The sequence below is a fragment of the Psychroflexus salis genome (assembly GCF_014640175.1).
Taxonomy (GTDB): Bacteria; Bacteroidota; Bacteroidia; order Flavobacteriales; family Flavobacteriaceae; genus Psychroflexus; species Psychroflexus salis.
Genome location: NZ_BMGL01000032.1, coordinates 1 through 848 on the forward strand (window position 1 = coordinate 1; position 848 = coordinate 848).

At 42.1% G+C, this 848-nt stretch carries 1 protein-coding gene; it reads left to right on the plus strand.

Translation table 11 applies throughout. From position 1 onward, the window contains the following. The coding region (locus IEV63_RS12920) for an FIDD domain-containing protein (protein ID WP_505891269.1) at positions 1-848 on the plus strand (848 nt) is incomplete at both ends.

The following is an 848-nucleotide window of genomic DNA, read 5'->3' on the forward strand; positions in this document are numbered from 1 at the left end:
CAATGGAGGTGTTAATCCGATAACTGACCCTACGAGTTTTACCAGTACAGCCCAAGAAATTTGGGTACGTATCGACAATGTAAACAGTGTAGAAGAATGTTTTGCCATCGATAGCTTTCAAATCGACACGATTTCAACCACCGAAGTAGAGTTAAGCGTAACACCTCTTGAAGCCTGCGATAACAATAACGATGGTTTTTATGAAGGATTTAATCTAAACAGTCGTATTGCAGAAATCAACTTTTTAGGAGATCCCGATGTACAAGTAAGTTTCCACCCTACCCCGAGTGATGCAGAAACAGGACAAAATCCGTTGACATCGCCTTATGCAAATGTAGTACCAGGGGAACAAACTTTGCACGTGCGTATTTACCAAGAAATCGATGGTTTACAATGCATCCAAACCACGACCTTAGACCTATTCGTTTACGATTCACCGCTACTCAATGAAATCGAACCTTTAATTGCCTGCGATTTAAACGAAACGGGCATTCAGTTTTTCGATCTGACCCAAGTAGAAGAAGATTTGTTTTTTGAAGGACAAGCTACAGAAGACTTTGAAATCAGCTATCACTTAAGTGAGAACGCAGCGAACAATGAGACTGGAATCATTAACACGCCAACTGCCTATCAAAACCAAACCAGTCCACAAACGGTTTATGTAAGGGTCACGGATCCGACATCGCCACTAGGCTGTTTCAATATCGAACCGATAGAATTGATTGTTGACGAACTCCCCGCCATCACTCCACCGACTTTATTAGCCGAGTGTGATGATTTGGAAAGCGGCAGCGCTACCGACGAAATCTCATCTTTCGATTTAAGTGAAAAAATCGAAAGCATCACCA